Annotated in this window: 22 protein-coding genes; 10 read left to right on the forward strand and 12 right to left on the reverse strand. The window is 60.2% G+C overall.

The features are described 5' to 3' along the window. Positions 1–26: 26 nt before the first annotated feature. Positions 27–788 (reverse strand): protein-disulfide reductase DsbD domain-containing protein, encoded by a 762-nt coding sequence (locus tag AC2CHD_RS12855; RefSeq protein WP_484553993.1) that lies wholly within the window; start codon positions 786–788, stop codon positions 27–29. Positions 789–959: 171 nt separating this feature from the next. On the opposite strand from AC2CHD_RS12855, the gene AC2CHD_RS12860 reads away from it, so the two are divergent. Continuing rightward, on the forward strand, positions 960–1,586 hold the full coding sequence (locus AC2CHD_RS12860; RefSeq protein ID WP_370633305.1) for a YqgE/AlgH family protein: 627 nt from the start codon (positions 960–962) through the stop codon (positions 1,584–1,586). A gap of 60 nt (positions 1,587–1,646) precedes the next feature. Here the strand turns inward: AC2CHD_RS12860 and AC2CHD_RS12865 are convergent, their stop codons facing one another. Genes AC2CHD_RS12865 through thrC form a run of 4 tightly spaced genes read right to left on the reverse strand, consistent with a single transcriptional unit; the run spans position 1,647 to position 7,891 of the window. Then, a complete protein-coding gene (locus AC2CHD_RS12865) occupies positions 1,647–4,505 on the reverse strand; it encodes an EAL domain-containing protein (protein ID WP_484554246.1) in 2,859 nt (952 codons plus the stop codon). A 47-nt stretch (positions 4,506–4,552) separates the two neighbouring features. Beyond that, positions 4,553–5,155: a GNAT family N-acetyltransferase gene (locus AC2CHD_RS12870; RefSeq protein ID WP_229447558.1), complete on the reverse strand. Its 603-nt coding sequence runs from the start codon at positions 5,153–5,155 to the stop codon at positions 4,553–4,555. A gap of 15 nt (positions 5,156–5,170) precedes the next feature. Further along, positions 5,171–6,463, reverse strand: coding sequence for a M16 family metallopeptidase (locus AC2CHD_RS12875; RefSeq protein WP_229447557.1), 1,293 nt, complete (start codon positions 6,461–6,463; stop codon positions 5,171–5,173). 24 nt (positions 6,464–6,487) lie between these two features. Beyond that, entirely contained in the window at positions 6,488–7,891 is a 1,404-nt protein-coding gene (gene thrC / locus AC2CHD_RS12880; protein WP_484553994.1) for a threonine synthase, read from the reverse strand. Between the two features lie 203 nt (positions 7,892–8,094). Here thrC and AC2CHD_RS12885 point away from each other — a divergent pair, with 203 nt between their 5' ends. Beyond that, positions 8,095–8,712, forward strand: coding sequence for a hypothetical protein (locus tag AC2CHD_RS12885; RefSeq protein ID WP_484553995.1), 618 nt, complete (start codon positions 8,095–8,097; stop codon positions 8,710–8,712). Between the two features lie 140 nt (positions 8,713–8,852). Here AC2CHD_RS12885 and AC2CHD_RS12890 read toward each other — a convergent pair whose 3' ends face one another. Both AC2CHD_RS12890 and AC2CHD_RS12895 read right to left on the reverse strand, forming a co-directional pair. After that, the gene (locus AC2CHD_RS12890) at positions 8,853–9,542 is read right to left on the reverse strand and encodes an HAD family hydrolase (RefSeq protein WP_484553996.1); all 690 of its coding nucleotides are present in this window, start codon (positions 9,540–9,542) and stop codon (positions 8,853–8,855) included. A 99-nt stretch (positions 9,543–9,641) separates the two neighbouring features. After that, positions 9,642–11,294, reverse strand: a complete 1,653-nt coding sequence (locus AC2CHD_RS12895) for a vWA domain-containing protein (protein ID WP_484553997.1) — start codon at positions 11,292–11,294, stop codon at positions 9,642–9,644. 143 nt (positions 11,295–11,437) lie between these two features. On the opposite strand from AC2CHD_RS12895, the gene AC2CHD_RS12900 reads away from it, so the two are divergent. Next, entirely contained in the window at positions 11,438–12,571 is a 1,134-nt protein-coding gene (locus AC2CHD_RS12900) for a DNA methyltransferase (protein WP_484553998.1), read from the forward strand. 114 nt (positions 12,572–12,685) lie between these two features. Here AC2CHD_RS12900 and AC2CHD_RS12905 read toward each other — a convergent pair whose 3' ends face one another. Then, positions 12,686–13,297: an HAD family hydrolase gene (locus AC2CHD_RS12905; protein ID WP_229447551.1), complete on the reverse strand. Its 612-nt coding sequence runs from the start codon at positions 13,295–13,297 to the stop codon at positions 12,686–12,688. A 6-nt stretch (positions 13,298–13,303) separates the two neighbouring features. Continuing rightward, complete coding sequence (mutY, locus tag AC2CHD_RS12910) at positions 13,304–14,422, reverse strand: A/G-specific adenine glycosylase (RefSeq protein ID WP_484553999.1); 1,119 nt, start codon at positions 14,420–14,422, stop codon at positions 13,304–13,306. A 50-nt stretch (positions 14,423–14,472) separates the two neighbouring features. Between mutY and AC2CHD_RS12915 the strand changes: the two genes are divergently transcribed. The 4 genes from AC2CHD_RS12915 to smc all read left to right on the forward strand — a co-directional run bounded on the left by AC2CHD_RS12915 (position 14,473) and on the right by smc (position 19,670). Then, on the forward strand, positions 14,473–14,970 hold the full coding sequence (locus AC2CHD_RS12915) for a DUF721 domain-containing protein (protein ID WP_229447549.1): 498 nt from the start codon (positions 14,473–14,475) through the stop codon (positions 14,968–14,970). Positions 14,971–15,097: 127 nt separating this feature from the next. Further along, entirely contained in the window at positions 15,098–15,808 is a 711-nt protein-coding gene (locus AC2CHD_RS12920) for a DsbA family protein (RefSeq protein WP_484554000.1), read from the forward strand. Between the two features lie 22 nt (positions 15,809–15,830). Further along, positions 15,831–16,199 (forward strand): DsbA family protein, encoded by a 369-nt coding sequence (locus tag AC2CHD_RS12925; RefSeq protein ID WP_484554001.1) that lies wholly within the window; start codon positions 15,831–15,833, stop codon positions 16,197–16,199. A 12-nt stretch (positions 16,200–16,211) separates the two neighbouring features. After that, the gene (smc, locus tag AC2CHD_RS12930) at positions 16,212–19,670 is read left to right on the forward strand and encodes a chromosome segregation protein SMC (protein WP_484554002.1); all 3,459 of its coding nucleotides are present in this window, start codon (positions 16,212–16,214) and stop codon (positions 19,668–19,670) included. A gap of 71 nt (positions 19,671–19,741) precedes the next feature. Here the strand turns inward: smc and AC2CHD_RS12935 are convergent, their stop codons facing one another. Next, positions 19,742–20,086: a VOC family protein gene (locus tag AC2CHD_RS12935; RefSeq protein ID WP_484554003.1), complete on the reverse strand. Its 345-nt coding sequence runs from the start codon at positions 20,084–20,086 to the stop codon at positions 19,742–19,744. A gap of 125 nt (positions 20,087–20,211) precedes the next feature. On the opposite strand from AC2CHD_RS12935, the gene AC2CHD_RS12940 reads away from it, so the two are divergent. Then, positions 20,212–20,673 carry a DUF1810 domain-containing protein gene (locus AC2CHD_RS12940; protein ID WP_484554004.1) on the forward strand — a complete coding sequence of 154 codons (462 nt, stop codon included), beginning with the start codon at positions 20,212–20,214 and terminating at the stop codon, positions 20,671–20,673. Here AC2CHD_RS12940 and AC2CHD_RS12945 read toward each other — a convergent pair. Then, a complete protein-coding gene (locus tag AC2CHD_RS12945; protein WP_484554005.1) occupies positions 20,639–21,661 on the reverse strand; it encodes an AraC family transcriptional regulator in 1,023 nt (340 codons plus the stop codon). The two genes, AC2CHD_RS12940 and AC2CHD_RS12945, sit on opposite strands and share 35 nt — an antisense overlap. Positions 21,662–21,750: 89 nt before the next feature. Between AC2CHD_RS12945 and AC2CHD_RS12950 the strand changes: the two genes are divergently transcribed. Together AC2CHD_RS12950 and ppdK are read left to right on the forward strand one after the other, a co-directional pair. After that, positions 21,751–22,950, forward strand: coding sequence for an MFS transporter (locus AC2CHD_RS12950; protein ID WP_484554006.1), 1,200 nt, complete (start codon positions 21,751–21,753; stop codon positions 22,948–22,950). A 239-nt stretch (positions 22,951–23,189) separates the two neighbouring features. Continuing rightward, positions 23,190–25,865 carry a pyruvate, phosphate dikinase gene (gene ppdK, locus AC2CHD_RS12955; protein ID WP_484554007.1) on the forward strand — a complete coding sequence of 892 codons (2,676 nt, stop codon included), beginning with the start codon at positions 23,190–23,192 and terminating at the stop codon, positions 25,863–25,865. Here the strand turns inward: ppdK and AC2CHD_RS12960 are convergent. Beyond that, a complete protein-coding gene (locus AC2CHD_RS12960; protein WP_484554008.1) occupies positions 25,862–26,275 on the reverse strand; it encodes a DUF427 domain-containing protein in 414 nt (137 codons plus the stop codon). The genes ppdK and AC2CHD_RS12960 overlap by 4 nt on opposite strands. Positions 26,276–26,289 lie beyond the last annotated feature (14 nt).

The following is a 26,289-nucleotide window of genomic DNA, read 5'->3' on the forward strand; positions in this document are numbered from 1 at the left end:
AAAAAACGAATGAGTATGAAAGTGATTCAAGGGATTTGAATGTCCCCCGAGACAGCCTCTCCACCGGCTGTCAGCGTATATATAAGGGGAGTGCTTTCAAGTTTCCCGATATCATCGCCCGATATTTCAACAACAAAGCTGACCGTGTCGCCGTCCCGGCTTTCGAGCTTCGGTGTAGCAAGCAGATGCGCGCGTTCGTGATCGAGAAAGAGGGTAGGGTCCGACGTTGACGGGGGGACATTGCCCGTCAGAAGAACAGCGTCGCCTGTCCGTTCAGCAGAAACGATCCCGAACGCCGCGTCGGCGGGTGATGGAAGCGAGGCGAAGGCGCGTCGAACCGTAAGTGCATCGCTGATGTTGTCGGCGTCTGCGGCTGGATCGAAAGTGAAAGACGCCTGAAAAGGAATACAAATCGTCTCGCAAATCCCCAGAAACACATCCACATCGATCAGCGTGACAGCGTTCGCCTGATCGAGTGTGAAGGTCACCGGGAGAGCCACGGACTGCGTGTAACCGGCCCATTGGGTTTCGCCATCATGGATACGTTCCGGGGCCGGGTATTGCAGTTCGGCGGCGCTGATATGCGCGCTGCGTGAGACATCGATCTGCGGTGGAATGCCGGCAGAGCCGGGGTTGCGCCAATAGGTCTTCCAACCAGGCTTGAGATCAATCTCCAGCGCGCCACGCAAGCGCCCGTCACCATCCGGAAGCCCGACGGTGACGAGGCGAACCGAACCGCCTTCGCTTTCCTGCCATTGGCTGGAGGCAGCGTGTGCCTGCGTGCTCATCAGGAGCATAAGGGTCAGGGAGGCAGCTCGAATCATGGTGAGAGATTGCAATCGGGCTGTTCCACCTGCAAGGCACACTTCCGCACGGCAGCATCATAAATGCGTGAGCGGCCCGTCGGAGCGTCGTGATATCCGTCTTTCAAGCCATGGGAAAACCGGTTAGGCTGAGACATGAAAAGCCGTGGAAACACCACAGACGAAGAGCACAGTGAGGAAATGACGGGACTTCCATATCTGGAAAACCATTTCCTGATCGCCATGCCTGGCATGCGTGACGAGCGGTTTGCGCGCGCAGTGATCTATTTGTGCGCTCACAGCGAAGAAGGCGCGATGGGGCTGATCATCAACCAGCCGCAACAACTCGCCTTTCCGGATATTCTGGTTCAGCTCGGGATATTGGAGGAGGAAGAGGCCATCCGTCTGCCGCGTGAAGCGCGGAACATGCCGGTGCGCAACGGTGGGCCTGTGGACCGGAGCAGGGGGTTCGTGCTCCATACGGACGACTATGTGGTGGAATCCTCCATGCCGGTTTCCGACAGCATTTGCCTGACAGCCACTGTCGACATGCTCCGAGCCATATCGCTCGGACAGGGGCCGCGTCATGCCATGATGGCGCTTGGCTATGCGGGGTGGGGCGCGGGGCAGCTCGAGATGGAAATCGGCGAGAACGGTTGGCTGACCTGTCCGGCGACGCCGGAACTCCTCTTCGAGGGTGAGATCGACCAGAAATATGATGGCGTCCTTGCCTCAATCGGTATCGATGTGGCGAATCTCAGCCAGATCGCCGGCCACGCCTGATAGCTCTCCACGCCTGAAAACTGTGCGGCTTACGCACCCAGGCCGAACGTGTATTCGGCTTCAGGATTTCGCTGCAGTCGTGTGTTCGAACAGAAGTCTTGCGGTGGTTTCGGCGTCTTCCGGTTCACCAAAGACGAAGCTCTGGGCAAAGTCGCACCCCATTTCGGCCAGCTGTTGCGCATCCTGCTGGTCGACGACACCTTCTGCCACCACGGAGAGTTCGAGTTCCTTGGCCATCTTGACCATGGAACGGACCAGCACGATGCCACGCGCGCTGTGATCTTCGAGGAAGCGGCGGTCGATCTTGATCGTGTCAAACGGAAAGCTCGAGAGATAGGACAACGAAGAGTAGCCTGTACCGAAGTCGTCCAGAGAGAGACCGATGCCGATATGCCTCAGCTTTTGCAGCACATGGGCGGATTGTTCAGGATTGTCCATGACCACCGATTCCGTGAGCTCGAGCCGGAAGCTTTCCGGCGACACGCCTGATCGGGCAATGACGGAGCGCACATCCCCGACGAGATCACGACGTATGAGCTGGCGGCTTGAAAGATTGACCGACATGAAGAGCGGCGTATCCGCAAACTGTTTCTGCCAGCGATAAAGGTCTTCGGCGGCTTGTTGCATGGCAAAGAGGCCAAGCTGAACGATGAGCCCAGAACTCTCAGCTATGGGGATGAAATCTGACGGCGGGATGGCACCGCGCCGCGGGTGATCCCAACGCAGAAGCGCTTCAAAGCCGGCGATGGCCTGATCTTCCAGGCGAACGATTGGTTGGTAGACGAGTTTGAGCTCCGAGCGTTCGATTGCACGGCGCAGGTCCGACTCCATCCGCAGGCGGTTGTTGTCGATGGAGCGGAATGCAGGCCGGAATGGCTCGATCCGATCCCCGCCGAAGCGCTTGGCCTGATACATGGCAAGCTCGGCGTCCTTGAGCATTTCCTCTGCCGATTCCTGCGTGGTGGTCCAGGAAATGAGACCGATGGAGGAGGTCAGAACAATCTCTCGGCGCGCGAATGTTACAGGAGTGCGGATTGCCTGCTTGACCGAATCCGCCACGGCTGCGATGCGCGCTGGCTCCTGCTCGGAAAGCAGGATCATGGCGAACTGGTCCCCGGACAATCGGCAAAGCGAATCGCGCGGTTTCAAAAGCCGGTGCAGTCTGCGGGCGATGGTGAGCAGGATCGTATCGCCGACCGAGATACCCAATTCCTCATTGACCTGCTTGAACCGGTCAATGTCGATCACGAAGACAGTGGGGCGAACATGCTGTTCCGTGCGGGCAATGGAGATGATTGCATCGAGCCGGTTGAGGAACAGCTCGCGGCTCGGCAACCCGGTGAGATTGTCATGGACGGCGTCGTGCAGGAGACGTTCCTCGGCCTTCTTCTGCTCCGTGACGTCGACCATCGTGCCCACGCAACGGATAACCTGCCCGTCGGAGCCGATCACGGGGCGCGCGCGCAGGTCGAACCAGTGATAGTGGCCGTCGGCGCCGCGCAGCCGGAAGCTCTGAGAAATACGTCCTCGCCTCTGCTCGAGCACCACGTCCAGGGTCGTGCGAAACGTGTCGCGGTCTTCGGTGTGAAGCGTTGAGAGCCAGTCGCGCGCCGGACCGTTCAGGCTTCCCGAAGGCAGGCCGAGCTGGCGGCTCACGTCGGGTCGCGTGATGATGCGATCTCGCGAAACGTCCCAGTCCCAGACCACGTCGCCGGAACCGGAGATCGCAAGCGCCTGACGTTCCATATCGCTGAACAGGCCCTGGAACAGGGCGCCGCCCGCGAAGGCATGCTGCATGACGGTGAACCCGATCAGGAGGATGATCAGGATGAGCCCGCCGCCGATGGCCGGCTGAACGATGTCATTGTCGAGAAACCCGGTGATCGCCATCCACGATCCGACCATCCAGGCAATGATCATAACCCAGCTGGGCACCAGCATGATGGCGCGATCATAGCCCTGGAGGCTGAGGTAGATGATGATACCGAGCCCGACCACGGCCGTGGCGGCGAAGGAAATGCGCGCGATGCCGGCAGCCACGGCGGGGTCGATAATGGCGAAGCCGGCGATGATGCCGAGACCCAGGATCCAGGCGAGCACACCATAGCTGAAGTGATCGTGCCAGCGGTTGAGATTGAGATAGGCAAAGAGGAAGACGACGAGTGTGGCGGCCAGGCCGACCTCGGTGCCCGCGCGCCATATCTGCTCATTGCCCGGCGTGATCTCGATCACCTTGCTCAAGAAACCGAAATCGATGGAGATATAGGCAAGCACCGCCCACGCAAGCGCCGCGGTCGCCGGGAACATGGATGTTCCCTTGACCACGAAAAGGATGGTGAGGAAGAGGGCGAGCAGACCTGCAATGCCAATCACGATACCGCGGAACAGCGTGTAGGCATTGACCGTGTCCTTGTAGGCGCCAGGATCCCACAGATAGACCTGCGGCAGGTTGGGCGAGGAAAGCTCGGCAACAAAAGTCACAACGGAGCCGGGATTGAGGGTGACGTGAAATTCGTCCGCATCCGGGCTTTCCTGCCGGTCGAGCGTGAAACCCGAACTCGGCGTGATGGCTGCGATGCGTTGGGAGCCAAGGTCGGGCCAGATCAGCCCCGAACCCACCAGCCGGAAATGAGGTGCGACGATGAGCCGGTCAAGCTGCTGGTCTGTGGTGTTGGCAAGGGCAAACACCGCCCAGTCCCCCGTGGAGCGCTCATCCTGCGCCTCCACCTCGATACGCCGAACGATGCCATCGACATCGGGCGCGGTCGACACCTGAAATGCATCTCCCTGGCCACGGTAAATCTCGACCGCCCCCGACAGGTCCAGCGCAACATCGTCGCGGGCAATCTTGATAGGCTCGATCGCGTGTGCCGGGCCGGCCACTGCTACAAGGGCTGCGACAGCCGCGAAGAAGGCCACTATGAATGCGGAGATGAAGGAACGCTGCAATGCGGGGAACAAGGAAATCAGCCTCGTGGTTCTAGTACAGGCACGTGATGCTCCTCGGCGATCAGCGCATAGAGATAATGATCACGCCAAGAACCATTGATCCTGAGATAGGATCTGAGCAGCCCTTCGCGCTGAAATCCGGCTTTTTCAAGTAAACCGACAGAACGTTTATTGTCTGGAATACAGGCGGCTTCCAAACGGTGCAACCGCAAGCCGTCGAAAGCATAGGGAATGAGCAATTGCAGGGCCGCCAACATCATACCGCGGCCCGCATAACGCTCCCCCATCCAGTAGCCTATACTGGCGCTCTGGGCGACGCCGCGCCTGATGTTGGAGAGTGTGATTCCGCCAGCCAATGCTTCGGTGGAGGCATCAAAGACCAGAAAACTGATGCCAGTGCCGTTGTCGTATTCTGTACGATAGCGCTTCAAACGGTGGCGGAACGCACGTTTGGACAATTCATCGGGAGCCCAGGTGGGCTCCCAAGGAACGAGAAATCCGCGGCTCTCATCGCGCAGGGCCGCCCACTCCGCATGATCGCCCATGCCCGGTGTTCTTAGGAACACGGTTTCGCCCTTGAGCGCCGGAGGCGGGCGGCGGAAGAAGGGCACGTCCAGCATATGTCCGCGACGATCCTACACGGCGAGCTTGCGCGGCATCGGCCCCTGATCGGCCAGTGCATCCTGGATGGATTCGAAGGGCGCAAGGCTGCCGACCGGACCGATTGCCGCAAGCGTGGGCTTGGTGGTGAAAAGGCGTTGCGAGAGATCGGTCAGTCGATCAACTGTCAGGTTCGACAGACGATCCATCAGCTCGTCAACATCGATGGGCCGACCATAGAGGAGGAGCTGACGCGCGATCTGAGAGGCACGGCTTGCCGGGTTTTCCCGCGCCATCATAAGGCCGGCGCGATATTGCGCCCGCGCCCGGTCCAGCTCGTCCTGCCCGATGGACTGGCCGGCTTTTTGCAGTTCTCCAACCAGCAGCGGCACCAGCTCTTCGATGTCGTTCTTTCCGGTTGCTGCATGCACGCCGAAAATGCCGGTATCTGAAAAACCCCAGTGGAAAGCATAGACCGAGTAGCACAGGCCGTGCTTTTCACGCACCTCCTGGAACAGTCTGGAGGACATGCCTCCGCCGAGGATGGTGGAAAGCACCTGGGACGCGTAGAAGTCGCGCACATGATAAGCGCGTCCTTCGAAGCCGAGAATGATCTGCGCATCCATCAGGTCGCGGTGTTCGCGGAAATCGCCGCCAACATAATGCGCATAGGGAGGAGTCTTGCCTTCGGCTTTGCTGCGGAACGTTCCCAGACGATTCTCCACCTCACGCACGAAGTCGTCGTGCTTGAGCCCACCGGCCGCGACAATCACCATACGGTCTGCTGAATATTGGCGTTCCAGAAAGCCGCGCAATTGCTCGGAGGTGAACGACTGAACCGTTTCCGGCGTACCCAGCACGGAGCGGCCGAGCGACTGGTGGCGAAACGCGGTTTCGGTAAACCGGTCGAACACGATGTCGTCGGGAATGTCGTGCGCGGCGCCGATCTCCTGGAGGATCACATGCTGCTCGCGTTCAAGCTCGTGGGGGTCGAATTTTGAATCGGTCAGAATGTCGGACAGAAGCTCGACCGCCAACGGCATATCAGCACTGAGGACCCGGGCGTAAAAGGCCGTTGTCTCAACACTTGTCGCGGCATTTATCTCCCCGCCGACGTCTTCGATATCGGTTGCGATCTGGCGTGCGGTGCGTTTGCTGGTCCCCTTGAACGCCATGTGTTCCAGGAGATGCGCAATACCGTGCTCATTCTCGTGCTCATTGCGCGAACCGGATTTGACCCAGATGCCCAGCGCAACGGTTTCCAGATGAGGCAGGGTTTCGGTTGCGACCGTCAGGCCGTTCGACAGACGGCTTACCTCAACACCCATATGCTTCTCACTCCTTGAACAAACTCAACGCGCCGCTCTCGCATGGCGGCTAATGTGATCCTGCAGCATTCTTAAATCTGAGGGAAGGACTGTAAAGGACTCTTTCCGATTCATCAGATCACCGAGCCATTCAGGCAGGGCTGGCTCGACGTCGCTCGCATCTTTGACTGCGGCCGGAAACTTCGCCGGATGGGCCGTCGACAGCACCACCATGGGCGATGCGGATGCAGGCATATCACGGGCAACTTTCACGCCGGTGGCGGTGTGCGGATCGAGCAGATAGCCACTCTGCCGACGAACCAAACCGATTGTCGCAGCGGTCTCCGCCATATCTGAACGGCCGGCAGAAAACCCTTCCCGAATGGCGTCCAGCGTCTTCGGTTCGACAGTGAAGCTGCCTGACTGCTTCAGCATCTGCATATAGCGCCGGATTTCATCCGAATTCCTGCCGGATGCGAAATAAAGCAGGCGCTCGAAATTGGAAGAGACCTGAATATCCATGGATGGCGAGGTGGTCGCAACGACCTCGCGGGTCGTATATTCGCCACTCTCCAGCGTGCGGGCGAGAATGTCATTGTCATTGGTGGCGATCACAAGCCGGTCGATGGGCAGGCCCATTTCTCTGGCTGCATAGCCAGCAAAAATATCACCAAAATTGCCGGTGGGCACGGTGAAGGATGCTGGCCTGTCGGGGGCGCCGAGCGAGAGACCGGCGGTGAAATAGTAGACGATCTGCGCCATGACGCGCGCCCAATTGATCGAATTCACACCGGACAAGGCAACACTGTCGCGGAACGCGTGATCGTTGAACATGTCCTTCAGGAGGCCCTGACAGTCATCGAAATTGCCTTTAACGGCAAGCGCATGCACGTTGGCTGCGCCCGAGGTGGTCATCTGTCGTTGCTGGACCGGGGAGACACGCCCCTCGGGGAAAAGGATAAAGACATCGGCACGCTCCGTGCCGGCAAATGCTTCGATCGCCGCGCCGCCCGTATCGCCCGAAGTCGCGCCGACAATGGTGACACGCTCGCCGCGCTCGGCGAGGACGTGGTCCATCAGCCGTGCCAAAAGCTGCATCGCGACGTCCTTGAAGGCGAGGGTGGGACCATGAAAGAGTTCCAGGATGAACTCGTTAGGGCCAGTCTGAACAAGCGGGCAGACGGCCGGGTGGCGGAAGGTCGCGTAGCTCGCCTCGATGATGCGGCGCAAGGTCGCAGCACCGATCTCATCGCTCACAAAGGGGGACAAAACCTGAAAGGCGATCTCGCTATAGCTCAGACCGCGCATGGCACGAATGTCATCGATCGAGAAGCGTGGCCATTCCCGGGGAACGTATAGACCGCCATCGCGGGCAAGCCCCGCCAGCATCGCATCGGAAAATCCAAGCGCCGGCGCATCGCCACGCGTGCTGATATAATCTGTCGCCATTCTTCGTGTTGCCTCATGAAGTGCGAGGAGAGAGCACCGGTGCGCGCACGAGCCCGTCGCATTCCGGCTGCGCGTCTGGTATAGAGCATGATCTGGACGGGTGGGAACCGGTTTTCCACTCAAACCGCATGGAAATTGATCGTCGATGACGGGTTTTCTGGAAATTGCCGGAAAAATCTGTCATCTCTCCGCAGCCTTTTCGCATGGGTTTCACCGAATGCTTGAAGGGCGCGCAGATCCACGGGGCATGTCACTTGGTCAATTATCGTCTTTTCATCAGTTCCATCCTGCTTTCTGCCACCGCGTTTGTCTCGGGCTGTCAGTCCGACAGCGCCACAAGCGGTCTCGACCTTCAGAATGGGAATGTTCAACAGCAGGACGACAACGTGATCCGCGAGAGCGAACTGCGCGCCTATTGTCCCCCGGTTTCGCTGCGTGAGGGAACGGCATATTTTACCACCTATGCGAAGGGTGGGCAGGACCAGCCGGAAAGCGTTATCTACCAGGCATCCATCAGCGATGTCACACGCAAATGCACCTATGGCACGGGCTCTTTCACAATGACCGTAGCTGTGGCAGGGCGTGTCGTGCCAGGTCCGAAAGGAAGCACCGGAACGATTACGATGCCCATCCGCATAGCGGCTGTTCGCGGTGGTGAGGTGGTCTATTCCAAGTTGTTTCAGCACCAGGTGGCGATCAGTGACACCGCGGGAGCCACCCAGTTCATCTTCAACGATCCGAATGTGATGATTTCAGGCGCGCCTGATCGAAGCATTCGGTTGATGGTCGGATTTGACGAGGGACCAAGCGGCGGACGCTAGCCACTTCTGCAGGGGGCTAGTGGTCGGAACGGTGCCTCCGGCATCGAGGTTGAAGAGGAAATGGGTGCGCCTATTCGCTGATTCTTAAAGAAAATCAGATGTTTATAACGGGTTCCTGAATCGCCGTGGCCGATGGAATATCAGGCGTCCTCGCTCCACTCCGACAAGGCTTCGAGAACACCGCTGAGATCCTGATGACGATGAATGACCGTCTCTGCTCCAGCCTCCATCAGGAGGTCTGCATGCCCGGGCTGAATGTGTGAACCGCCGGTGAACCCGATGACGCGCATGCCGGCAGCTCTCGCGCCGGCAATTCCATGCACCGAATCTTCAATGACGAAACAGCGTCCCGGGGAGGCATTCATCTTCTCGGCGGCATAAAGGAAAACGTCCGGCGCAGGCTTGGGCCGACCGGTGGGCGTTTCCAGAGAAGAATAGATGTGATCCTTGAAAAAGGGCAGGAGCCGTGTGCGGGACAGCATCGCCTCCACCCGTTCATGGCTAGAATTCGAACAGACGCATTTCGGCACGGTGACAGCAGCGACCGCGTCATGCACACCGTCCAGAGCTTTCACTTCCTTTCGCACCTTTTTGTCGACCTCGCTCTCGGCGCGATCGATCAGCGTGGCCTGGAGGGGCGCGTCAGCATTTTCCTCGATGGAGAGAAGAATGTCCTTGAAGGTGAGGCCGGCGTAGCGGCTTGCCAACTCTTCCGGTGTGATCGCGAACCCTGCGTCAGTCAGCACCTTGGCCTCGACGCGCGAAGCAATGATTTCCGAATCAACAAGAACGCCATCGCAATCGAAGATGACGAGTTCGGGAGCTGGCATGGCAAGACCTGTTCTGATGTGGGGGCTGAAGGATGCGAGGAGGGGGCATAGCCGTTATGCCGCTCCAAGACAACTCCGTGCAGGCCATGCCTGAGGCTCTTATTCGATGACGACCTCCGTACGCTCCCCTGCAGTCACGGTCGCCTTCCGGCTCTCTTCGGCCCTGTCACCTTCGTAGCGTACGCGCACCTCGTATTCGCCCGGGTGCAAGGTCTCCTGAGCTTCCACGTTATACTCGCCGCTCAGGTTCTTCTGATTGCCCTGAAGGTCCTTCTTACCTTCCAGAAAGTCGATTCTGTATGCGCCGGGAGCAGAGACGGCCAGGACGCCGGCATTGATGTTGACGGTCGCTTCGGTGCGTTCGCCGGCCTTGACGCTGATGGGCGTCATAGCCTCGGCCTTTCCAAGCCGTGCATAAAGCATGTAATCGCCGGGTGGAACGTCCATACCCTGCTTGCCTGGTCCATATTGGCCTTCCAGAGTTTTGCGTTCGCCATTGATGTTGGCCTTGGCATCCTGGACTTCGAAGCGGATTTCGCTGCCTTCGACATCCGGACCTCCTTCCGTGTAGACAGCAAAGGGCACGACAAGTCCCGAACCAATGACCAGATCGAGAGTGAGCGTTTCGCCGGCTGCAAGTTCGTGGTTCTCCTCGACCGTGGCCTTGCCGATCCGCCCGGTGACCTTGAGGGAGCCAGCCCTGGCCCATACACGGGTCTTGCCGTAGCCGCCATCCTTGGTGTCGTCGAAATGCACATCGACACGCGCACTCTGGTCGGCCTGGGTGTCCTCCGGAGTGCGTTTGGGAGTAATTTCCACGAGGCCGGCATCAAGCACGGCAATGACATCTGTCGTCTTGTCGGCGGTCAGTTCCACATCGGTCTCGAAATTGATGCGGCCAAGCCTCGCTTTTGCGCGATAGGGACCGGGAGGAACGTTGGCCGCGAACACGCCGCGATAGCCGCCTGCGGCGCTGCGATCCGCCGGTTGGCCATTCTCGCCGAGCGGAATGAAGTCCCAGCGCACTTCCGAATTGTCGGTCATGTCCGGGCCATCCTGAGAAAGCCGGGCGATTCCGCGCACATTGAACTCGACAGCAGCCGGTTGCGGCTTTGGCTCGGGCTTTGGATCAGGTGCCTTCGCGACTGTGGTTTCGAGCGCTTCGGCAAGTTGCCCGGCATCATCGGCCTTGAGATAAAGGCCACCGGTGTTTTCTGCCAGGCAGGCCACTTGCTGACCCTCTTCCTCCGACAGGCCAAAGCCGACGACATGGGCTGTAAAGTCAACGCCCGCGGCTTCCAGCTCCCGGCCAAGAGCGCAGGGATCCGCGTTACAGGTCTCCAGGCCATCAGTGACAAGGATCACAGTGGCCGGATTTTCTTCGATGCGCAGTTCCTCTGCTGCCTTTCGGACAGCATCCGTGAGGGGTGTTTTTCCTTTCGGGTTCAGATTGTCGGCGAAATCAGCGACAGCGCCCGCCGTGCCTGTTGCGGGCGAAATGGCGATCTCGATGTCGGAACAGGAACCTTTTTCCCGGTGCCCGTAGGCCACGAGGCCAAGCTCGGTATCCTGCGGCAGCGTGCCCATGACCTTGCGCAGCGTGTCACGCGCGATCTCGATCTTTGTCGTCCCGTCAATCTGCCCCCACATGGAGCCGGAACCGTCCAGGACGATGATTGTCTTGCCCGCGGCCATTGCAGGAAGGGCAAAGAGCAAGGCTGCGAGAACGCTCAACAAGCGGGTGCGGATCATGCCGGATCTCCGTGGATGAAACTTGACGTAAGGGAAGATTGCACAGCTTCGCATGAGCCGCAAATCCGCTGCGCCCTTACGGAATATTTACCATCTTCCGTAACCATAACGGCAGGTAAACAGTCCGAGTTAGAGGTCAGTCCATGTCCGCCGTGCGTCGTATCGATGAGCTTGCACCCGAACCGAAAAAAGCCGAATGGCTCGATACGATCATCAAGGGGGACTGTGTCGCAGCACTTGACCGTCTTCCGGAAAAATCGGTCGATGTGATCTTTGCCGATCCACCCTACAATCTGCAGCTTGGCGGGGATCTTCACCGTCCTGACCAGTCGCGCGTCGATGCGGTTGACGATGAGTGGGACCAGTTCGACAGTTTCGCGGCCTATGACGCCTTCACCCGGGCATGGATGCTGGCAGCGCGCCGCGTCTTGAAGCCGAACGGCACGATCTGGGTGATCGGTTCCTATCACAACATATTCCGGGTCGGCACGGTGATGCAGGATCTGGGCTACTGGCTGCTCAACGACATTGTCTGGCGCAAGACGAACCCGATGCCGAATTTTCGCGGGCGCCGGTTCCAGAACGCGCATGAGACGATGATCTGGGCCTCGCGCGACAAGTCTTCGAAGGGCTACACCTTCAATTACGAAGCTCTGAAGGCCTCCAACGACGACGTGCAGATGCGCTCCGACTGGCTTTTCCCGATTTGCACGGGCAAGGAGCGGCTGAAGAACGAGGATGGTGGCAAGCTGCATCCCACACAGAAACCGGAAGCGCTGCTTGCGCGGGTGATGATGGCCTCAACCAAACCGGGCGACGTGGTGCTTGATCCGTTTTTCGGTTCGGGCACGACCGGGGCAGTCGCCAAGCGGCTTGGTCGACATTTTGTCGGCATTGAACGGCAGGACGACTACATTGAGGCGGCAAGCGCCCGGATAGCCGCGATCGAGCCGCTGGACGATATGGATCTCGCCCAGATGCAGGGAAAGCGCGCCGCGCCGCGCGTCGCTTTCGGCAGCCTTCTGGAAGCAGGCCTCATGCAGCCGGGCACACGGTTGCATGATTCCAAGCGCCGGTGGACGGCCAATGTCCGGGCTGACGGTACGATTGCCATTGGAGACGAGGCCGGTTCGATCCACCGGATCGGTGCCCGCGTTCAGGGCCTGGAAGCCTGCAATGGCTGGACCTTCTGGCATTTTGAAGAAAAGGGTAGCCTCAAGCCGATCGACAGCCTGCGCCAGATCATGCGGGAGAACATGCAAGGCGTTGCCGCCTGAGCGTGATATTGAAACGGCTCCGGCGACATGTCCCGGAGCCATGAAACGCGTGATCAATCAACGGAGTAAAGCGCTTTCATGAATCAATGCATGATTCGAAAGCGCCTGTGTTTCTCAAACGGAGAAGCCGAAGCGGGCGAGGTCATTGCGCAGCTTCTCCGCGCCTGTGAAATGAACGGCCTGCCAGCCCGCATTTCTTGCGCCTTCCACATTCTTCTCGCTGTCGTCGATGAAGAGTGTCGCTGCCGGTTCCAGATCGAAACTCTCGACATGGGTGTCGTAAATCGCGCGGTCCGGCTTGATGAGCCCGATTTCACCTGAAACGGTGACACCGCGCGGCCTGTTCAGGAAGGCAAAACGCCTGCGCGCCTCGACAAATGTGTCGGCGGCGAAATTGGTCAGCATCGTCACATCGTGGCCTTCATCGATGAGTGTCTCGAGGATGGCGACCGAATCGTCATAGGCATGTGGCACCATTTCGTGCCAGTGGCGGCGAAAACCACGAATGTTCTCTTCCTCAAGGGGGTGCTCGGCAATGAGCAGCGCTTCGGCTTCTTCCCAGGTGCGCCCGCGATCCTGTTCCACATTCCAGTCGCCGGTGCAGACATTCTCCAGAAACCAGCGGCGCCGATCATCGTCAGGGATCAGGTGGCGGTAGGGAATTTCCGGGTCGTAGTGGATCAGCACCCGACCGATGTCGAATACGATGTGTCGAATGTCGCTCATGCGGTTTTATCCTTTGCGGCGTTTCTTCGTGGCTCCAGGTATCGCAGCCTCGATGACCTTTTTCATGACAGTGGGCAGTGCCTCATGTGGAAGGGCGCTGGGGGGAGACCACCAGCCATCACCCGGCGAAGCGTCGTCCGGAAGGTTGGCTTTGAAAACACAAAGCTCAAGCGCAAAATGCGTAAAGACATGGCGGATCGATCCGGTTGCATGCCACGCGGCGGGGAAGGGAGCGGCGGATATGTCTGTGATGCCATCCTGCCGCGCCGTCCAGTCGCTGCCGGGGACCTCAGCCATCCCGCCCAAAAGGCCAGAAGAGGGACGCTTTCGCAGAAGCACGGAGCCATCGGGACGCATGGCGACGAAAGCTGCGCCGACGCGCATGGGTTTCTCGCTCTTCGGCGCCTTGACCGGAAAATGCTCGGCAATGCCTTCGCGCCGCGCCACGCAGCCCGCGACGATGGGGCAAACCACGCAAGCAGGCTTGCGCGGTGTGCAGATGGTTGCCCCGAGATCCATCATGGCCTGGGCGAAATCGCCCGGCCGATCATGTGGCATGGCTTTCGCAACCAAAGCGCGGATCTCGGGTTTCGCTTGCGGCAGCGGCGTCTCTATCGCGTGAAGACGCGTGATGACGCGCTCGATATTGCCGTCGACCACGGCGGCAGGTTGGTTGAAGGCGATCGCAGCAATAGCGGCGGCGGTGTAGTCGCCGATGCCGGGAAGGGCCTTGAGACCGGCCTCCGTATCGGGAAAACGTCCGGCATATTCGGTCGCGACGGTTTCCGCACATTTCTTCAGATTGCGGGCGCGCGAATAATAGCCAAGACCCGCCCACGCTTTCATCACATCGTCGGCATCAGCGGCGGCAAGAGCCTCGACTGTGGGCCAGGCATCGGTAAAGACTTCGAAATAGCGCTTGACCGCGCCGACGGTGGTCTGTTGAAGCATGACCTCCGAAAGCCAGACGCGGTAGGGATCGGGCAGCACGCCGAGTCTGGTTTCGTCCGGTGGGGTGCGCCAGGGCAGGCTCCTGTGATGGCGATCATACCATGCGAGCAGCGGGAGCGAAAAATCGGTCGAGGAAGACTGTGCGTCGGTGACCGACGCTGCCCTGCGTGCCATACTGGAGCGAAACTCATTATGCGTTGCGGATCAATGCGAGATTTCATGTCATGACAGGGAAGAGGCAATCGGGCAATCCCGTCGCTGTCAGCGATCTTGCCACTGGCATTCTCGATCCGGTGATGCGCAAGCGTGCCGGCCTTTCCGTTGAGCTTGTTCAGTGCTGGGGCGACATCGTGGGTGAGAGACTGGCGCTCAGCACGCGACCCGAAAAGCTTGCCTGGCCGCGGCGCCGGCACGAGGATGATCCGTTTGAACCAGCCACACTGGTGATTGCCTGCGAAGGGGCGGCTGCCCTGCGCCTGCAGCACGAGACGGGCGAGGTGATCGCCAGGGTGAATGCTTTTCTTGGCTTTGCGGCTGTCGGGCGCATCAAAATCGTGCAAAAGCCCGTGGCGCAGCCGCAGACGCGCCGCACACCGGCCATGCGTCCGCTCACCGGATCAGAGACCGCGCGGATCGATGCGCTGGTCGCCGGGGTCGAGGACGAGGGCTTGCGTCTATCGTTGCAGAAGCTCGGTGCGAGCATTCTTGGCCGACGAAAATGAACGCCGATCACCAAAACGTGATAGAACGCTTGCTTCAGAAAAACACGCCCTTGACCCAAATTCGCCCGAAACGCCCGCTTTGTGGCGGTATCGCAGGTAACATCCCAAGACGAACAGGTGAGATTTCATGTCCGAACTGATCCAGCGCCGCAAACTCCTTCTTTCCATGGCCGCCTTGCCGGTGCTCGGGCTTGGGCTGGCCGCGTGCACCGAAGGCAATGCCGAAGCGGATGCGGGGACTCCGGCCACCGACCCCGTCACCACGGCCGCCGTCGAGGCTCCGCCTTCAAGCGGGACGGTGGACATGGAGAAGCTTCTTGAAGAGGGCGCGCTGGAAGACAAGGTTCTGGGCGATGAAAACGCGCCGGTGACGATTGTCGAATATGCTTCGATGACCTGCAGTCACTGCGCCACATTTCACACCCGCACCTATCCGGAACTGAAGAAGAAATATATCGAGACGGGCAAGGTGCGTTTTATCTTGCGCGAATTTCCGTTTGATCCGCGCGCCGAAGCGGGCTTCATGTTGGCGCGTTGCTCCGATGACAAATATTTCGCCATGGTGGATGTGCTCTTCAAGCAGCAGAACAACTGGGCGCCCGTGCAGGACGCGCAGTCGGCTCTTTTGAAGATCTCCAAGCTTGCCGGCTTCACACAGGAAAGCTTTGAGGCCTGTTTGACCGATCAGGAGCTTTTGAACAAGGTTCGCGCTGTGCGTACGCGCGGCGCCAGCGATTTTGGCGTCGATGCGACGCCGACCTTCTTTATCAACGGAAAGAAGTATTCCGGCGCCATGTCGATCGAGGAAATCTCGGCGGTCATTGACGGGATGCTCTGACGCAGGCTGGGAAGTGACCGAGATGATTGACACCACCGGTTTTTGCCGGTGGTGTCCTGCGTTTTGTGGTCCGTACAGAGCTCTTGGAGACATGCGCGGGTCGCGCAAGGCGATGCGGTGCGAGGCCTCTATCCTGTTGAAAACCGCTCTATATGTGGGTTTCTCGCCAGAGAATATTGAAGCTTGCTTGACGGGCCGTAAGCTTCCGGATGAAGTCAGGGCCATGCGCAATGGGGGGTTGGAGCGTCCGGAAAGTGAGGCTGTTCCAACATTCTTCATCAACGGGATGAAGCACTCGGGAGCCGTATCGATTGAACAAATGTCGGCGATCATCGACGGCATGCTTGAGCGGGCGACGCGTTTGCCTGCCGCTTTCGTGCGCGCCGGATAAGGTGCTGCCGGCATGAAGTTCACCAAGCTGCGCCTTCTGGGGTTCAAGTCCTTCGTCGAGCCGAGCGAGTTTGTGATCGAGAACGGGCTGACGGGCGTTGTCGGTCCCAATGGCTGCGGCAAATCCAATCTGGTGGAAGCGTTGCGCTGGGTGATGGGCGAAAGCTCGTACAAGAACATGCGCGCCTCCGGTATGGATGATGTCATCTTTTCCGGTTCCGGTACGCGCCCGGCGCGAAACACCGCCGAGGTGACGCTGTTTCTCGACAATGCCGATCGCACAGCACCAGCCGCGTTCAACGACGCGGACGAGTTGCAGGTCTCGCGCCGGATCGAGCGCGAGGCGGGGTCCGTCTACCGGATCAACGGCAAGGAGGCGCGCGCGCGCGATGTGCAGCTTCTTTTCGCTGATCAGTCGACCGGCGCACGCTCGCCTTCCATGGTGGGGCAGGGGCGGATTGGCGAACTGATCCAGGCAAAACCGCAGGCGCGCCGTGCGCTTCTGGAAGAAGCAGCCGGCATATCAGGGCTTCATTCCCGCCGTCACGAAGCGGAATTGCGGCTGCGTGCTGCCGAACAAAATCTTGAACGGCTCGACGATGTGGTGAGTGAGCTTGACAGCCAGATCGAAAGCCTCAAACGCCAGGCGCGCCAGGCTTCGCGCTTCAAGAAGCTTTCCGCGGAAGTGCGCAAGGCTGAAGCGATCCTGTTGCACTTGCGCTGGTCGTCCGCCAAGGCGCAGGAAGCCGAGGCCCAAAGCGCGCTGTCGCAGGCGACGGCCCTGGTGGGGGAAAATGCCAGCGGCCAGATGGAAGCGGCCAAGGCTCAGGCCGTCGGTGCACACAAGCTTCCTGCATTGCGCGATGCCGAGGCGGCTGCGGCCGCCGCCCTTCAACGGCTGACGATCGCCCGCACACAGGTTGAGGAAGAAGCCAAGCGCATTGAAGCGCGCACACAGGAACTGAAGAAACGCATCGACCAGTTAAATGCCGATGTGGCGCGCGAAGAGCAGATGGTGCGCGACAATGCCGACGCGCTGGCGCGGCTGGCGGAAGAGGAAGAGGCGCTCAAAGAAGCCGAAGACGGCGCTGAAGGGCGTGAAGCCGAATTGCAGAGTGTCTTTGAAGAGGTTTCTTCAGACCTCACGGGTGCCGAGGATTTGCTCTCACGGCTGACGGCTGAGAAGGCGGAGGTTTCTGCCAGTCGCCAACAGGCCGAGCGGGCCATCCGCGAGCAGGCCGAGCGCCGCGACCGGCTTGCGCGGCAGATTGCCAATATGGATGCGGAACTATCGGAAATCGCCAGCCGGATAGCCGGACTGCCGGACCCGGCCGAAAAACGCATGCTGGTTGAGGAAGCGACCGAGCGCCTTGAACTGGCTGAAGCGGCTGTCGGCGAAAGCGAAGAGCGCGTTGCAGCCGCCCGCGAGGCCGAGCAGGCCGCCCGCACCCCCCTGCAGGAAGCACGAGCCGAGCTTGGTCGTGTGGAAACAGAAGCGCAAACCCTGCGCAAGATTTTGAATGCCGGCGGGGCGGACCTGTTCCCGGCGGTTCTGGAACAATTGCGCGTTGAGCGCGGGTTCGAGACGGCGCTCGGTGCCGCATTGGGCGAAGACCTCGATGTGCCGCTCGATAGTGCCGCGCCTGTCTATTGGGGGCCTTCGGAGATCGACTCGGATGACCCGGCCCTTCCCGAGGGTGTCCTGACACTGGCCTCTGTGGTGAAAGCACCTGCACAGCTGGCGCGTCGCCTTGCACAGATTGGCGTTGTGGACGCCGCGGATGGGCCCCGGCTTCAGAAAATGCTGAAGCCTGGTCAACGTTTGGTCGCGCGGGACGGGGCTTTGTGGCGCTGGGACGGGTATCGCGCCAGCGCCGATGCGCCGACAGCGGCGGCGCAGAGACTGGCGCAGAAGAATCGCCTCTCCGAGCTCGATGGAGAGGTGATTGAGGCGACCGCGCGGCTTCGCGCTGCCGAGACCGCGCTCAATGACGCCGAGCAAGGCGTGAAGAGTGCGGTGGAAGGCGAACGCCGCGCGCGCGAAGAAGCGCGTGAAGCGCAGGCCGCGCTCAGCCGTGCGCGCGACGCGTTGGCAAGTGCCGAGAAGGCGGCTGGTGAGCTTTCAAGCCGGCGCATGAGCCTCGAAGAGGCACGCGGCCGGGTGGTCGAAGACCATGAAGAGGCTGTGGCCGCGACAATGGCGGCGGAAGAAGCGCTTGAAGGCGCGCCGGACCTCACGGAATTGCAGGCTCGGCTTGAGCGCCAGTCTGCCGAGGTCTCCGCCAAACGTGCAGCTGTGGCCGAGGCGCGCGCTGCCTATGAAGGCTTGCGGCGCGAAGCGGAAGCTCGCCGGCGCCGACTTGAGGCGATCGCTGCAGAGCGGCGGAGCTGGCAGTCGCGTGCGGAAAATGCCGACCGTCACACGGAAGCTCTACTCCAGCGGCGCGCCGACACGGAAGCCGAACTGGAGGAGCTCGCTGAAGCACCCGAAGAGATAGAGGCGCGTGGTCGTTCGCTGCTTTCCGAGATTGCAAAGGCTGAGGCGGTGCGAAGGCAAGCCGCAGACACGCTGCAGGAAGCTGAGAACCGTCAGGCGGAGCTGGACAAGCGTGCGACCGAGAGCATTCAGGCGCTTTCTTCCGCACGCGAGGCCAGAGCCCGTGCTGAAGAACGTGTGACGGCAGCCGAGGAGCGACGCAAGGAGGCCGAAGCCCGTATTCAGGAAGTGTTGAATGTTCCGCCCCACAAGGTCCTGGCGATGGCCGAGCTGGAGCCTGACGAGGCCATGCCGGAGATCGCGGAAGTGGAACGCCGGCTGGAACGACTGAAGATGGAGCGCGAACGGCTCGGCGCGGTCAATCTGCGCGCCGAGGAAGAACAGACCGAGCTGACGGAACGCCACGGCACGATTGTCGCCGAGCGGGAAGACGTGATCGAAGCCATTCGCAAACTGCGCCACGCGATCCAGAACCTGAACAGGGAAGGGCGCGAGCGCCTGCTGGCCGCCTTCGATGTGGTCAATGAACAGTTCCAGCGACTGTTCACGCATCTCTTCGGCGGCGGTACGGCAGAACTGCAACTGATCGAATCCGACGACCCGCTCGAGGCGGGGCTCGAAATTCTTGCCCGCCCTCCGGGCAAGCGTCCTCAGACCATGACGCTCCTGTCGGGTGGTGAGCAGGCTTTGACTGCGATGGCGCTGATTTTTGCTGTCTTTCTAACCAATCCCGCCCCGATCTGTGTGCTGGACGAGGTGGACGCGCCGCTCGACGATCACAATGTCGAGCGCTTCTGCAATCTCATGGACGAGATGGCGGCATCAACGGACACACGCTTCGTGGTCATAACCCACAATCCCATCACCATGGCCCGTATGAACCGGCTCTTCGGGGTCACCATGGCCGAGCAGGGCGTCAGCCAACTCGTCTCGGTCGATCTGCAGACTGCCGAGCGCCTGCGCGAGGCCGGCTAACATCTCTCTCCGCAAGAAAATTTCATCGAGACCGTGCCCGCTCTTCACCGGTCGTTCGGTTTTCGACGCGCTCATGTCTCGCTCCAAACCGCCAATTCATTGCCCGCCGGATCCGTGAAATGGAAGCGGCGGCCTCCGGGAAACGAGAAGATCGGTTTCACGATCTTGCCGCCTGCGTCCTCGACCGACTTGAGAGTGGCCTCGAGGTTTTCGGAAAATATCACGGGTAGCGGTTTATGATTGCCCTCCGGATTGCCGTCGAAACCGCCATCCAAACCTTCGCTGAAAGCCGAGTAGCCGGGCCCATAGTCGGTAAACGACCAGGAAAAGGCATTGGCATAAAAGGCCTTCACGCTGTCGATGCTGCCGCCGCCGGCGGGCATTTCGATATAATCCAGTTTTCCGGTCTTGCGCATGGCTCTCTCCAGTGTTCTTATTTTGTTCTATTTGACGTCTGAACTTTTTGCAAGGCCAGAGCGTATAACTTGGTGTGAAATAGGGTTCATAGTGGTCGTTCAATCAAGTGTGCGGGAGGGCTGAGATGGCGATGGATCCGTTCAATCTGCAGCGTTTCACCGAGGCACAGGCGGGTGTTTTTGAGACCGCGCTCCGGGAATTGCGTTCTGGCCGCAAGCAAACCCACTGGATGTGGTTTGTGTTTCCACAGCTGCGTGATCTTGGCCGGTCGCGGAACGCGACCTATTACGGCATTTCCTCCCTGGAGGAAGCACGCGCTTATCTTGCGCATCCGCTTTTGGGGCCGCGCCTGCAGGAGGCGACTAGGGTGATGTTGAAGGCACCTGGCCAGTCTCTGGCAGCTATTCTTGGACATCCTGACGATCAGAAATTCTGTTCGTGCATGACACTCTTTGCGTTGGTCTCGGGAGAGCGGGACGGCCCTTTTTCCTCGGCACTCGCCCGGTGGTGCGGTGGAGCGATGGATGAGGCAACGCTCCGCCTTACAGGGTCTACGGAGCCGGAGCGGAAGCTTGACGATCCGTAGCGGCAGGGCGTGATCGGGGCTGCGCGACGCGCACGGCGCCAGGCGGTTTTCCTATGATGCGCTTGAAAGCGCGGCTGAACGCGGCCTGGGAGCCATATCCCAAGCGTTGAGCGGCCGTCTCTATGGGCATGCCTTCACGGCTGATCCACTGCGCGGCAAGCCGCATCCTGAGTTCTGTCAGATACCGGACCGGTGTCATGCCCGTTACGGCCTGAAACCGGTCTGCGAAGACGGAGCGGGAACTGCCCATCTGTGCCGCCAGTTCTGCCACCGTCCAGTCGCGGCCGGGATCGCGGTGAAGGGCTGCAATGACACGCCCCAGACGTGGATCGCGCAACGCTGCCACCCAGCCGCTGGTGCCGCCGCAGCCACACTCCACCCATGCCCGCACGATGAAGGCTGAAACCACGTCTGCGAGCCGGGCAAGAATGCCTGCAAAACCGGCGCGGTCTTCTTTCGCTTCGCGCTCCATAGCATCAAGAATCGGAAGGATTTCCGGGTAGCGCTCCAGCAATGTGTTGACGCGCATGACGTCCGGCATAAGGGAAACAAGCGGATGCATGCTCCCCAGATCGAACTCCATGCAGCCCGAGAAGATGAGGACATCGGAAGACTGGTCTCGCTCATTCGAGCGGGCCACGATCTCACTGACGTCCCTGCACAGCGCTTTGGGCTGAAACTCTGTGATGCACTGACACTTGAGCTTCGTATCAGAAACAAGAGAATGCTCGCCACCGCGCGGCAGGAGAACCGCATCGCCTGTATCCAGAGCATGAATAGCCTCACCGGGGCCGCGCAGATGCACCGGGCCACGCCCCACGAAATGAAATTGAGCACGCCCCTCGATGGCGGGAAACCGAAGGCCGAAAGGGGGAGAGACCTGGGTACGATTGTATTCGAGCCCATATAGCCGCATCCCCATCAATAGATCACTGACCAGATCGGGATTGGCGTGCATTGATGAATTTTCGGCGTTTCGATCAAGCATTTCGGATTTTCTGGCATGGTACGTCCGGAAAGTCCAGTCTATTTCTTTTGCACTGCACAACAGTTTTTGCATTTTGAAAGGAATGACAGATGGACGATGTCCCGCAGTGGACCGGGGCCCAGGCAAGTCGGTCGCCAGCCTGGGGAGCGGTGATTTCCATGGCACTTGGCGTGTTTGGATTGGTAACGGCGGAGTTTCTGCCCGCAAGCCTTTTAACGCCCATGGCCCAGGAGCTGGAGGTGTCGGAGGGGATGGCCGGTCAGGCGGTGACAGCCACGGCCGTGGTGGCGCTGATAACGAGCCTGCTGGTTTCGGCTGCCACGCGCAACATCGACAGGCGGCATGTTCTGCTCGGCTTCACCGTGTTGCTGATGGTCTCGAATCTCATGGTGGCTTTTGCGCCAGACATCACGGTGTTGCTCATCGGGCGCGTTCTGCTCGGAATCGGTCTGGGAGGGTTCTGGACCATGTCGACGGCGGTCGCCATGCGGCTTGTGCCGGATGCTCTGGTGCCGAGGGCGCTGTCGATGATCGTCAGCGGCGTGGCCGCGGCCACCATTATTGCCGCACCTGTGGGCAGTTATGTAGGTGATCTGTTCGGCTGGCGCAGTGTCTTTCTGCTGGGCACCGGGCTGGGGGTCATCACCTTCGTGGTCCAGTTTGCCACGCTGCCGGCCATGGCTCCCAATTCCGCAACCCGGCTGCGTACGCTGCTTGATGTTTTGGTGCGCCCAGGGGTTGGGTTGGGCCTCTTGTCGGCAATGCTGGTCTTCGCCGGCCACTTCGCGTTCTTCACCTATATCCGGCCGCATCTGGAAAACATCACGGAGGCGAGCATTACGGCGGTCTCGGGAATGTTGCTGGGCTTCGGCCTTGCCAATTTCCTGGGCTCATTGTTCGGCGGTTTTCTGGTCGAGCGGAGTTTGCGCCGTACGTTGATGACCGTGCCGCTGGTTTTGAGCATTCTAGGCTTTGGGCTGATCTCGGTTGGATCCACGCCTGTGGCGAGTGCTGTGATGATCGCACTATGGGGTCTCGCGTTCGGCGCTGTTCCGGTTGGCTGGTCCACCTGGTTGGCACGCACCGTACCCGATCAGGCGGAAAGTGCCGGTGGTCTGCTGGTGGCTGCCATCCAGCTTGCGATCGCCCTTGGCGCAGCCGGCGGTGGGTTGATCTTCGACACCAGTGGCGCACAGGGCGTGTTCAGTGCGGCAAGCATAGTGCTGTTTCTGGCGGCGGTGATGATCTTTGTCGGAGTTCGCCCCCGGTCAGTAATAGCCACGGCCTGATCTCGCATCAGTGCAGCCCAGTGGAGGCGGCGGGCTATCGCCGCCTCGCATCGTGCGAGAGGCTCTGCTGCTTCACCTGGATATGGCTGGTTGAGAAAAAAATTTCTCTTCAATCGATAAAGCGGCGGATGGCGCGGAAGCCGGCCTTGCCTTGGCGCGCGCTGCCGCTTAACGCTGCGTCCCGTGGCCGGTGCAAAAAGGTTCCAGCGCCGGCAAATCGACCGGAAGGGGAAGGCAGCATGACCAAGTGGGTCTATGTGTTTGGCGATGGACGTGCCGAAGGCAGCGCGGGCGACAAAAATCTGCTCGGCGGCAAAGGCGCAAATCTGGCGGAGATGTGCAGCCTGGGGCTGCCGGTGCCGCCCGGCTTTACGATCACCACCGAACTCTGCTCCCACTATTATGCCAATGGCCGCACCTATCCGGACGAACTGAAAACTCAAGTTGAAGCGGCTCTTGAAGAGGTTGGCCGGGTGGCCGGTCGCCGTTTCGGCGATGCGCGCCAACCGCTTCTGGTTTCCGTTCGCTCCGGCGCTCGTGCTTCGATGCCCGGAATGATGGACACGGTGCTCAATCTCGGCCTCAACGATGCAACGGTTGAGGCAATTGCGGCGGAGGCTGGTGATGCACGCTTTGCCTATGACAGCTATCGCCGGTTCATCCAGATGTACTGCAATGTGGTCCTCGGACTCGATCATGATGTCTTCGAGGAAATTCTCGAAGAGGAGAAAGCGCGGCTCGGCTATGAGGTCGATACGGAGTTTTCGGCTGAAGACTGGCAGAACGTGATCGCGCTCTACAAGGGGCGGATCGAGACCGAACTCGGTGCGCCGTTTCCGCAGGATCCGCACGAGCAGCTTTGGGGCGCGGTCGGCGCAGTGTTCTCATCATGGATGAACCCGCGCGCGGTGACGTATCGCCGGCTGCACGACATTCCCGAAAGCTGGGGCACGGCGGTGAACGTGCAGGCCATGGTGTTTGGCAACCGGGGTGAGGATTCGGCAACGGGCGTGGCGTTCACGCGTGATCCCTCCACCGGCGAAAAGGCGCTCTATGGCGAATTCCTCGTTAATGCGCAGGGCGAAGACGTGGTGGCCGGCATCCGCACGCCGCAAAACATCACCGAGGCGGCAAGGCTCGCCGCCGGCTCTGACAAACCCTCGCTCGAAAAACTGATGCCGGAAGCGTTCGCAGCCTTCATCCAGATCGCCGACACTCTCGAGCGGCATTATCGCGACATGCAGGATCTGGAATTCACCATCGAGCGCGGCAAATTATGGATGCTGCAGACCCGTTCGGGAAAACGCACGGCCAGTGCGGCTCTCAAGGTCGCGGTCGACATGGCCAATGAGGGGCTCATCACGAAAGAGGAGGCGGTGGCGCGCATCGATGCGGCGTCTCTCGACCAGCTTCTCCATCCCACCATCGACCCCTCCGCCCCGCGCGACATCATCGGCATGGGCCTGCCGGCCTCTCCTGGAGCTGCCACTGGCGAGATCGTGTTTTCTTCGGAAGCTGCCGAAGAAGCGAAGGCCGAAGGCCGCAGGGTGATCCTGGTGCGGGTGGAAACGAGCCCCGAAGACATTCACGGCATGCATGCCGCAGAAGGCATTTTGACCACGCGTGGTGGCATGACGAGCCACGCGGCGGTGGTCGCGCGCGGTATGGGAAAGCCCTGTGTCTCAGGCGCTGGCTCCCTGCGCGTGGACCATAAGAAAGGTGTTCTTCTGGCCATGGGGCAGACGCTCAAGGCTGGCGACACCATCACCATTGATGGCGCGACAGGACAGGTTCTGAAAGGCCCGGTTCCTATGCTGCAGCCGGAGCTCTCGGGTGATTTCTCCACCATCATGGGGTGGGCGGACGAGGTGCGGCGCATGCGGGTGCGCGCCAATGCCGAAACGCCGGCTGATGCTCGCACCGCAAGATCCTTCGGGGCGGAGGGCATCGGTCTTTGCCGCACCGAACACATGTTCTTTGACGATGGCCGCATCCTCGCGATGCGCGAGATGATCCTCGCCGACAGCGAGATCGATCGCCGGGCGGCACTCGCCAAGCTGCTGCCCATGCAGCGGTCGGACTTCATTGAAATCTTCGAGGTGATGGCCGGGCTGCCTGTCACCATCCGCCTGCTCGACCCGCCACTGCACGAGTTCCTGCCCAAAACCGAGGAAGAAATCGCCGAGGTGGCAGAGGCAATGGGGGTTTCGGCTGAGAGATTGCGCCAGCGAACCGAAGCGCTGCATGAATTCAATCCGATGCTCGGCCATCGCGGCTGCCGGCTTGCAATTTCCTACCCGGAAATTGCGGAGATGCAGGCACGCGCGATTTTCGAGGCGGCTGCAGATGCGGCCGAAAAGGCCGGTAAGCCTGTGGTGCCTGAGATCATGGTGCCGCTCGTGGGCATCTCTGCCGAGTTGACCTTCGTGAAGGATCGCGTCGATGCGGTCGCGAACACGGTCATGGAAGAGCGAGGCGTGACGTTCGATTATCTCGTGGGGACAATGATCGAATTGCCGCGAGCTGCTCTCAGGGCGGATGAAATTGCCGCCAGCGCGGAATTCTTTTCTTTCGGGACCAACGATCTTACCCAAACCACGTTCGGCATTTCCCGAGACGATGCGGCCTCATTCCTGGAGACCTACCGTGCACGCGGTATCATCGAGCAGGATCCGTTCGTTTCTCTGGACGTCGACGGTGTTGGTGAGCTCGTGCGGATTGCCTCCGCAAAGGGGCGGGAGGCGCGTTCTGATATCAAGCTCGGCATCTGTGGTGAACACGGGGGAGATCCCGCTTCGATCCGCTTCTGTGAGAGCGTGGGGCTCGATTACGTATCTTGCTCGCCTTTCCGCGTCCCCATTGCCAGACTGGCTGCAGCTCAGGCTGCGATCAGCGAAGCCCGGGCCAGCGCCTAGCGTTCTTCAATATCAACGAGCTCGGCGTAAAATGCGCCGTGCTCCTTGATTTCCAAGGCTTCGTCATAGGGATCTTGGTAAGCCCACATGATATCGCCGCCCGGTTCTCCGGCGCCGGACAACCGCCAATAGGTGGCATCGCCCTTGTAGGGGCAGTGGGTCCTGGTGCGGGTTTGCTCGAGGCGCGCAAAATTGATGTCCGCGAATGGAATGTAGAGCACGTCCGGACACCCGCTCTCTCGTAGAATTTTCGCAGCCTCCGTCTTTGCGATTTCGAGGCCATCGGCCTTGACGGAAATCGTCTTCTTTTGAGGTGCAATGGTCATGCGCTTGTTGGGATTGCGCAAGAAACCGGGGGCCGGGTTTTCTTTATCAGTCATGACGTTCACTCCGTTGTGGAGGGAACGCAACGGTTTTCTGCCGG

The organism is Nitratireductor sp. ATLC21 (assembly GCF_057196525.1).